Genomic DNA, 10,340 nt, shown 5'->3' on the forward strand with positions numbered 1-10,340 from the left:
CTTTATATAAGGAAAGTAATGTATTTAAATGTTAATGACTTTTTTGACGTCTTTTAACTTCTAACACTGCTAGACTGGCAAGACTTAGAAGACCAACAAACGTTAGAGTTTTACTATCTTTTTGACCAGTTTCTGGCAAGGCAACCGTGCTATTTTCAGTAACAGCAACTTTTTGAAGGTCAGAAAGGACTCGAGAAGCAGCTTGATTTCGGACTCCAGTCTGAGTTTGGGCTGGCGCTGTAGCTTTCGACACTTGATTCGAATTAGCTGGCACTTCAGTTTTTGCCACTTGGTCTTGATAAACAATGCCATATTGGCTGAAGTGGTCAACATCAAAGATGACGAATTTAACGACTTGCCCAGCCACTAACTTGCTAACTTCTCTAAAGGCTAGAAGTTGCGGTTGTGCATTTTCTGGAAGATAGAAAACTTCTGCAACAGCTTTACCAGCATCAATTGGTAAGATGACTTGATCTTTTTGAGTTGTGCTAACAACATGGCCATAAGCATCTTCAGGCTCGATATCATATAAATCATAGTCTTTACCTTGCAAGACTGAAGGGATTTGACTGTCATTTGTTTCCTTGTGATGAACTTCAATCTGTGTAATCTCTTCACGTTCACCTGGAGCTAAAATGACACTTACACCACTTGCTTGGTCATAAAGGGTACGCTCTGTTTCTGCAGTTGCCTTTCTCAAACGTAGGATTGTTGCTGTTAGCGGATTAAGGGTAATGCTGTTTTCCGTAAACGCCACACCTTTTGGATTCAAGATAGCATCGACACCTGCAGTATCAGCGTCAGCAAGAACTTCTGCGTTCAACAGAGCTTTATAATCATCTGACAAGACAAACTCACGCGCTTTGCTATCAGCATTGATAAAGACAGCATAAATATCTCCGTTACTTGCTTGTGTTTGATAGGCAATAACCAAATCTTCTTGACCAACTCCATTTTCATTTGGAATGGTGATGAGTTTGACCTTGCTATCAACATCAGCTTTTGTCTTAAGGGTAAAGGCATCTGTTGAACGACGAAGAGCGATGAGCCCTTTGGTATAAGCTTGCGTTTTAGCATTTTCTGGGTAAGCCTTGCTGTCAGTTGCTTTTGCCCAATCAAAATGATTAATAGCATCCGTAGAATCGTAAGAATCACTGATAAAGTAAGGATATTCAAACGGTGTACCATCTGCATTTGTTAGCAAATCTGATTTTGCTGGGACTTGATCAGCTGCTACTGGTGTCTTATAAGCTTCATCACGGAATTGTTTGGTACGACCATATTCTTGACCAGAATGGATGAAGGCTGTTCCTTGAGAAGTCAAGATAATAAGATTTCCCAAGCGTTGACGACGTAAAATTTCAGCTTCATTTTCTGCTACTGATGGGTCTTTGTGGATTGATTTAGCAATAATATCGTGAAGGGTTAGATTGTCATGAGCTGCAATGTATTGAATCACATCACCTGGATCATCTGCTGTGAAATTATTTGGCTGAGCCTTTATGCTATTAAAGAGCTCTTGTAAATTTTTAACCCCACCTGTAATAAAGCATGGTGCACCTTCACTTGGATACCCTGATTTAAGGAGATTACGAATATCATCAGAGAATGAAGCCACACTGTCTGTGTGTGCCATCCAAGTTTGGTCAGCAGGTTGACGGCTATCATTGGCATCACCAGCATAAGTAATCCAACCTTCACCAAGCATGATAACATTTGGATTCAAAGCTTTTGCTTTGTCATAAGCCATTTGAACAGTCTCAGCATCCAAGTCACCCATCATATCAAAACGGAAGCCATCCACTTTAAATTCTTTTGTCCAATAAGCAATTGAATCAAGCACCATGCGACGTGTCATATAGTGAGTTGTTCCCGGGCGACCACCACCAAAGCTTGTCTTAGCCTTGCCATCAGCTTCCATGAAGTGATAATAATTTGGTTCCAAATCTTCAAGAATAGCAAGGTCAGCTGTATGGTTATAAACGACGTCTAGGATAACTCCCATGCCACGTTTGTGAATTTCATTAATCAAGTTTTTAAATTCTTCGATACGTTTTGCTGGGTCAGCTGGATTTTCAGAATACATCCCTGTCAAAGCAAAGTAACTTTGTGGGTCATAACCCCAATTGTAGTTTGTATTACTTGAGGCATAATCTGTTAAGCGCTTGTTATTCATCACTTCGTTAACGTAGTAATAACTCATAACAGGAAGCAATTGAATATGAGTGACACCTAGGCTTTGAAGATAATCTAATTTTTCAGCAAACGCTGCAAAGGTACCAAATTGATTGCGAAGTTCTTCTGAAATAGCTGTATCTGACGTAAAGTCACGCACATGCGCTTCGTAGATAATAGCATCTTCACGATCTTTGTAGCCCTTGATATCCGCATAAGTCAAGTCTTGATTGCCGATAGCACTGGTATCAACAATAGCTGCCTTAGCCACTTTATAAGATGGATCAGTTCCAATCAAATCACTATTCCACTCAGCTAATGATTTAGCATAAGGGTCAAGTGCCAGAACAGTCTCTTTTCCGCGAGTGATTTCATAGTGGTAATAATAGCCACGATAATCACTAATACCTAAACCAAGACTTGGTGTTAAGCTAGCCGACCATTGACCTTTATCCCCTTTAGTCATAGCGATTTTGCCAACGACTTTGGTTTGGTCATTCTTATCATAAAGAACAACAGAAACACTGTCTGCACTTGGTGACCAAACGGTCAAATCAACACGCGCTCCATTATCAAAAACACGTGCTCCTAAATCACCATCGTAGGCGTATTTAGAATCTGTGTACTGCCAACTTTGCTGTGCTTGGTATTGATCGCCATTGTAGCTTACTGTATAGAGACCATCACTTGAAAAATCACCTTCGATAATAACTTTATTACTTGCCTTATCGAGAGTAATATCTGTAATAGCAACGACATTGCCAGCTTTATCAGTCACTTTAAGATTTTCTAGAAGTTCAGCTTTATCGGCGTCTGCTAGATTGCTGATAATGGCGACAAGTTCTGATTGACTAATTTGTTGTGCGGATGTTAAGCGAATAGTGCTTACAAAATATGGATTCGTATAAATGGTCTTATCCTCATCTTTCAAGAAAATTTGTGTTTGATTAGCTAAATCCTTAAAGGTGTAATTGTCTGGTTGAATCTTAGCCGCATCGCCTTCTTTTGATTCATCAAGGAGCAAGAAACCAAGCTCATTAAAATCGGCTAGTGGCACATCGATATAAGCACCGTATTTGCCAAAGTTTTCAAAATCAACACCATCAGGCCAAGAACCTAAGCGACTAGTGATGGAACTGTCTGCACTTCCCCACAACCAAATTGCCAAATTCTTGTAATTACCATCACTACGATAGTAATTAATACGGATTTTTCCTTTTTCAAGTGGGGCGTAATAGTTAGCATTATAATCCTCATCAAACCAAACTTCATTCATGTCCTGGCTGATAAGATTCACCACTTTATCCCCTGAAACATTCTCACCACTAGTATTATTGATGAGCAACCCAACTTTGTGACGATTACCATCGACCAATTTCACATCGATGTAATAACCGTAAGCGTCGTGTTTAAGATTAGAAAGATTAATCGCACCATTTGGCCAAGATTCAGAGGGATGTTCGACATCTTCCCAAGTCCACAAACCAAGACTGGCTAAATCATCTGATGGCAAGGTCTTAAAGTGAACGCGCAGCGTATTTTCAGCAATTGGCTCTTCTTCTGTCTGAGCGATAAAAGCCTGTGTAATAGCGCCTGCAGACACTTTTAGCAACATGGTACCACCTTTTGAAATGGCTGGCGCTTCAATATCAAGATAATACTGACCATCTTGTCCAAGGAGAGCTTGATAAGTTGCTCCTGTGTAATAATCAGTCACCGTTGCTGCCTCAGATAAAAGTAAGTGAAGTTTTTGTGACTGGTCTTTCAAATTGTACAAAATATAAGCTGCATCTGAATCATTTGCTCGTTTGGCAAGAAGCCAGCCTTGGCTATCGTTAACTGCTACTGTACTGTGACTACCACGCGCCAACAATTCACTGTTATCACGACGGAAGGCTAATAATTTTTGATAGTGTTCTAAAATTGCATTTCCAGCCACGTCGTCCCAGTCGAACTCATAACGATTATCATAATATGGCCAGTTATTAGCACCAGATTGACCTAATTCTTCACCGTAATAAATGACTGGCTGTCCTTTGGCTGTTAGTAAGAGCGTCGCTGCTAGTTTTAGTTTATTTAAATCGCCACCAATACTGTACAAGAAACCATCTTCATCATGACTTCCAAGAAATTGCGCCAAGGTATAAGCGCTAGTAAGTGTATCATTTCTGGCAATCAATTCATCATTTGCTTCTTTCAAGCGACCATTAACTAGCAACTTAGCAATATCTTTAAATCCAAAATCAAGCAAACTATCCATGCTACCAGTGCCTAAATCACCCTTGGTATCTTTGTAATTGGCACCCCAACTTTCTCCAACTAGATGGAAATCAGCATCTTTTAGCGCTAGCTCATTTTTGAAATACTGCCAAGTCGTGTCATCAACGTGTTTAACAGTGTCGACACGAAAAGCATAAATGCTATTTCCTTTGGCTGTTGTTGATTTTTCAAGCCAAGCTGTCTGCCAAGCAACTAATTGCTCTCGCACAGCTTTCTCTTCTGTTTTAAAATCAGGTAGGCCAGATTGTGACCCTTGAATATCATCACCTTTGTCTTCTTCTGGCGTGCGCACCATTCCGGTAAATTTATCTTCCGTACCATAACCCGAATGGTTAAGCACTACATCGACAATGATGTTAATGCCACGTTCAGCAGCTTGGTCAATTAACTCATGGAAATCATCAAGCGTGCCGAGATGCGGATTAAGCTTTTCAAAATCATCTGCCCAATAACCATGGTAGGCATAATATTCTTTACCAGCTTCTGTGCTAACATTTTGCGGAATATTATCAACGATTGGTGTAACCCAAATACTTGTCACACCAAGTTGTTTGAGGTAATCAAGCTTTGCAGTCACCCCTTTAAAGTCTCCACCTTTATAAACACCGGCTTGATTAACTGCGCCAGCGTAATCTTGATGATATGGGTTGTCATTACTTGGGTCTCCGTTATAAAAGCGGTCAGTTAACATGAAGTAAATTACTTGTTCATCCCAGTCTACTTCTCCAGCTTGTTTAACACGTTTCGTTACCGTAACTGATACTGTTGTATCGTAATAACCGTTATCCTTATCAAAGACTCGAACTGGTAAGTCATAAGTTCCTGGCTGAGTATCTGACGTTGCTGTAATTGTGACACGATTGAGCTCTGGCGAAATCTCAATAACCCCACCACCGATTTGTGCGGTATCAATTTGCATGCGTGTAATCTCAACATTTTCTGGATTAGTAACTGTCACATCAATTAAATCAGTTTCATTATAATTAAAAGGGCGATAGCTACTTGCTGATACTGAAATATTATGGACTCCAGGTGTCGCTTTTGAAAAATCTTGTCCTGTCACCGTAGCAATATAGTACGGATTGGTATAAACAGTCGTATCATCATTATGCAAGAAGATTTGACTATGGATGTCACGGTCAGAAAAGCTCATATCAAGCGTTTTATTGCCAGCTTTTTCTGGGTCATTTTGATTGACCAATAAAAAACCAATATTTGAATCTAATAATTTTGACAAAGGTAAGTCGATGTAGCGACCATAAGCACCTTCCTGAGTGAAATCAAGAGCATCTGATGGCCATGCACCAAATTGCCCAGCTACATCACCCCAAGCCCAGAGACCCCAACCGTCATAATTACCATCATCACGCTTATAATTAATCCGAATAATGCGGTCATCTGCCAGCGGCTTATAGCTGTAAGTCGTAAAATCAGACGTAACCCAAACTTCATTTACATCTTTTGATAAAGGTTTAATACTTTGGTCAGAGTCGCTAGTTTTCTCGCCATTTTTAAGAAGGAGGTAACCAATATCACCGTGACTGGCTGCCTGTCTCACATCAATATAATAACCAAAGTCATCTTTTTGATTTGCTGAAAATGGCGTTGCAGCCGATGGCCAATTATTACCATCAGACGGTTCAGCTACGGCTCCCCAAGTCCACAAGCCATACTGAGTGTAATTATCATCCGTAACTGATTGGAAATGCACACGAATCGTATCTTCAGCAATTGGAGGATTTGACACTTGATTACCAGGTTGAGAAGATTTTAGGAGATTCACCTGATTGCTGTTTTCAGCACTTGTCACTGTTTTTACATCAGCAATTTCAGCTGTTGCTACTGTCCCTTGAACCTCTTGTGTCTGTGAAATAACTTCTTGAGGCTGTGACTCTGGCTCAGTTTCTTCTACCACTGGACTCTCTGGCTCAGTTGATTGACTTTCGCTATTATCAACTACGTCAGAAGAAGTAACTGTTTCGATAGTTTGATTAGCATTTGCAGCTTTCTCTGACTCAAGAAGCGCCTCACTGCTATCATCTGTGGAAGACGTCTCACTGACTACTTCTGAAGAAGCTACTTGAACAGTAATCTGATCTGCTGAAACGCTTGTTAATCCAGCACCCCAAAAAAGTGCAGTCGCAATTGCAACCGAAGCAACACCAACTTTTAGTTTACGAATCCCAAAGTACTCCCGCTTTTCTGGGAAAGAAAGCCGACTCACCTTTTTCATAGAAGACCTCCGTCTTAAAATTAGTAGTATTTTATGCTTTCAGTATACAAAATACTTTATATTTGCGCAAGCGTTTTCGTAAAATAAATTTCGTTTTTAGACAACTAATTATAGTTTATTTATAACGTATTACCCAGAATTAGTGCAATCGATTGCTTTTAGGGTATAAAGAAAAAGTAGGAAATATTTTCCTACCTCTTCTGCTTAGTAATTTGTGATTTCTGGTCGGTCGTGAACGTTACTTTTTTTGCCTTGGCGAGCTTTCAAAACAGCTTCTACATCATCAGTTGTAACACCTGTTTCAACTAGCATGACAGCCAAGTGATACAAAACATCTGCCGTTTCATTAGCGATTTCATCTTTGTCAGCATTTTTAGCAGCGATAACAACTTCAGTTGCTTCCTCACCAACTTTTTTCAAAATCTTATCCAAGCCTTTGTCAAAAAGGTAATTAGTGTAAGAACCTTCTTTAGGATTTTCTTTACGGTCTAAGGCTTCTTTATAAAGTGTTTCTAACATAGTTTCCCTTTCTATAAAATATCATTGAAGAAACAGCTGTAAGCACCTGTGTGACAAGCTGCTCCTTCTTGTTTTACAGCCACAAGTAGCGTGTCACAATCACAATCGGTTTTAATGGATTTAACGTATTGATAGTGACCACTTGTTGCTCCTTTGTGCCAAAGTTCATTGCGCGAACGGCTCCAGTAGTGCATTTGCTTGGTTTCCAAGGTTAATCGATAAGCTTCTTCATTCATGTAAGCCAACATTAACACTTGACCAGTCTTGTAGTCAGTGACAATTACTGGAAGAAGTCCATCTTGTTTGGCAAAATCAAGTTTAATATCACTCATCGTCTCACCTCAATTCCAGCTTCAGCCATAGCCGCTTTAGTATCTGCAATCGATACCTCGCCATAATGAAAAATAGAAGCAGCTAAAGCACCTGTAGCCGTTGTCTTTTCAAAGACTTCAACCATGTGCTCAATATTTCCAGCACCACCTGAAGCGATAATAGGAACATTCACCACATCAGCAACAGCGTTTAACATTTCCAAATCAAAGCCAGATTTTGTGCCATCTTTGTCCATGCTAGTTAGAAGAATTTCGCCCGCACCAAGACTGACTACTTTTTTAGCCCACTCAATCAAATCAATACCAGTGTCTTTGCGACCACCAGCAACATAGACATGCCAAGTGCCATCTGCTTCCTTACGAGCATCAATAGCTGATACCACACACTGATTACCGAACTTTTCAGCACATTCTTTGATGAGTTGTGGATTGGCAACAGCCGAGGAATTAACAGCTACTTTATCGGCACCTGCTTTTAGCATTTTATTCATATCCTCAACAGAACGAATACCACCGCCGACTGTAAAAGGAATAAAAACTTGATCCGCAACACGTCTTACCATATCAACTGTCGTATCACGTTTTTCATGCGTCGCTGTAATATCCAAGAACACCAATTCATCACATCCAGCTTCATAATAAGCACGCGCGGCATCAACTGGGTCACCAACATCCGTTAAATTAACAAAATTAACCCCCTTGACCACACGTCCATCTTTGACATCAAGACATGGAATAATGCGTTTTTTCAGCATAAGCTATCCTCCAAAAGCTTTCAATTCTTCAAGACTAATGTTGCCATTATAGTAAGCTTTACCGACGATTGTTCCAGCAACTCCGATTTCCTGCAATTTCACCAAGTCAGACTGTTCAGCAATACCACCTGAAGCAATGACTTTAGCTGTTGTCAACTCAGCCACCAAACGCTCATAGTGTTCAAAATTAGGTCCTGTTAGTGTCCCATCTCGATCAACATCTGTGTAGACAAAGAGAATCACCCCAATTTTTTCCATGGCTTTAGCTAAGCTGATGTAATCAACATTACTTGTTTCAAGCCAACCTTCTGTAGCCACCATGCCATTCTTGGCATCGATACCGACAACGATTTTGTCACTACCAAATTTTTCCAAAGCAGCTTTGACAAAGTCTGGATTTTTCACGGCCATTGAACCAATGATCACACGGTCAATACCTACCGCAAGATAATCTTCAATCTGTTCAAGCGTGCGAATACCGCCACCAACTTCCACACCAAGTCCAGATTCTTTTTTCAATTTGGCAATCAAATCACGGTTTGTAGCTCGTCCATCAAGAGCTCCATCTAAATCAACAACATGAATAAAGTCAATGCCAGCTTGCGCAAAGATTTTAGACTGCCCAATAACATCAGGGTTAACAACAGTCTTTTGATTAAAATCACCTTTAAAAAGACGAACCGCCTGTCCTTCTTTGATATCAATCGCTGGAAGAATCTGCATATAAAACTCCTTTTCTCTTTTAAAATGCTACCCAAAAACTGTGAAACTTATTTCTCACACAGTGCAATAAATTTTTTTAGAATTCCTAAGCCCACATCACCAGATTTTTCTGGGTGGAACTGGGCACCATAAACATTGTCCTTGTGAATCATAGCTGGCACATCAATGCCATAATTTGCAGTCACATCGATGTATTCTTTTGGAACATCTGTAAAATAACTGTGAACAAAATAAACAGACTGTCCTTCAAGACCATCCGTTAAAAGACTTTCATGTTTAACTGTTAAATTATTCCAGCCCATGTGGGGCACTGGCATGTTTTTGGTTGCTTTGATTTCTCTACAAACACCTGGAATAAAACCAAGTCCTTTCGTTTCTTGATGTTCTAAACCAACTTCTGTCAAGACTTGCATTCCAAGGCAAATACCAAGTAGCGGTACTCCTTTAGCAACTGCTTCTTTAATTACTGGAACCAAACCACGCTTAGTCAGCTCTGCCATGGCAGCTGGATACGCTCCAACACCAGGTAGTATAAGACCTCTAGCTGCTAAAATTTTTGTCGGGTCACTGGATAATTCAGCCTGAACACCAATTTTTTTCAAAGCCCTTAAGACATTAGCAGTATTTCCTGCATCATAATCAATTACAATAATCATAAGCTAAGTTATCAAACCTTGCAAACACCACTAAATAAGAGTGTTTCGGCTGATTTTCCTTTCTAGTTTTAATTACAACAAGCCTTTTGTTGAGTTAACCCCGTGAATTTCTGGGTTAATGGTAATAGCTTCGCGAAGAGCACGTCCTGTTGCTTTGAAAAGACTTTCTGATTTATGGTGGTTATTTTTACCGTGTAAAATCTTCAAGTGCAAATTCATCTGAACATTAAAAGCAAAGGCTTGGAAGAATTCTTCCACGAGCTCTGTATCAAAATTGCCAAGTTTTGGATTATCGAATTCACAATCAAAAACAAGGTAACTACGTCCTGACAAATCAAGACTTGCCATTCCAAGTGTTTCATCCATTGGAACAAATGATGTTCCGTAACGGTTAATACCCGCTTTATCGCCCAAAGCTTCTTTCAAAGCTTGACCTAAAACAATCCCAACATCTTCAACCGTGTGGTGACTATCAACATGAAGGTCTCCGTCGGCTTTAACTACAAGAGACATGCGGCTGTGTCTTGCAAAAAGAGTCAGCATATGGTCAAAGAAACCAACACCAGTATCAATAGAAACTGGCTCTTGGGCATCAAGATTAAGGCTCAATTTAATTTTAGTTTCAAAGGTATTACGTTCAATCTCTGCTTGTCTCATAACAACTCCT

Annotated in this window: 7 protein-coding genes; all 7 read right to left on the reverse strand. The window is 40.0% G+C overall.

Features of this window, described 5'->3' with window-relative positions; genetic code table 11:
* Nucleotides 1-31 precede the first annotated feature (31 nt).
* On the reverse strand, nt 32-6,688 hold the full coding sequence (locus tag SFC32_RS00005; protein ID WP_411049788.1) for a pullulanase: 6,657 nt from the start codon (nt 6,686-6,688) through the stop codon (nt 32-34).
* A 204-nt stretch (nt 6,689-6,892) separates the two neighbouring features.
* On the reverse strand, nt 6,893-7,207 hold the full coding sequence (gene hisE, locus SFC32_RS00010) for a phosphoribosyl-ATP diphosphatase (protein ID WP_074560609.1): 315 nt from the start codon (nt 7,205-7,207) through the stop codon (nt 6,893-6,895).
* 11 nt (nt 7,208-7,218) lie between these two features.
* On the reverse strand, nt 7,219-7,539 hold the full coding sequence (hisI, locus tag SFC32_RS00015) for a phosphoribosyl-AMP cyclohydrolase (protein ID WP_039696592.1): 321 nt from the start codon (nt 7,537-7,539) through the stop codon (nt 7,219-7,221).
* Nucleotides 7,536-8,294, reverse strand: coding sequence for an imidazole glycerol phosphate synthase subunit HisF (hisF, locus tag SFC32_RS00020; protein WP_074965180.1), 759 nt, complete (start codon nt 8,292-8,294; stop codon nt 7,536-7,538). The genes hisI and hisF overlap by 4 nt, the downstream gene beginning before the upstream one ends.
* Before the next feature lie 3 nt (nt 8,295-8,297).
* Nucleotides 8,298-9,017, reverse strand: coding sequence for a 1-(5-phosphoribosyl)-5-[(5-phosphoribosylamino)methylideneamino]imidazole-4-carboxamide isomerase (gene hisA / locus SFC32_RS00025; RefSeq protein WP_411049787.1), 720 nt, complete (start codon nt 9,015-9,017; stop codon nt 8,298-8,300).
* 47 nt (nt 9,018-9,064) lie between these two features.
* On the reverse strand, nt 9,065-9,673 hold the full coding sequence (gene hisH, locus SFC32_RS00030) for an imidazole glycerol phosphate synthase subunit HisH (protein ID WP_411049786.1): 609 nt from the start codon (nt 9,671-9,673) through the stop codon (nt 9,065-9,067).
* Between the two features lie 72 nt (nt 9,674-9,745).
* Complete coding sequence (gene hisB, locus SFC32_RS00035; RefSeq protein ID WP_039696589.1) at nt 9,746-10,330, reverse strand: imidazoleglycerol-phosphate dehydratase HisB; 585 nt, start codon at nt 10,328-10,330, stop codon at nt 9,746-9,748.
* Nucleotides 10,331-10,340: the final 10 nt, after the last annotated feature.

It is taken from the genome of Streptococcus sp. TATVAM-FAB8 (genome assembly GCF_046592795.1).
GTDB classification, from domain to species: Bacteria; Bacillota; Bacilli; order Lactobacillales; family Streptococcaceae; genus Streptococcus; species Streptococcus ruminicola.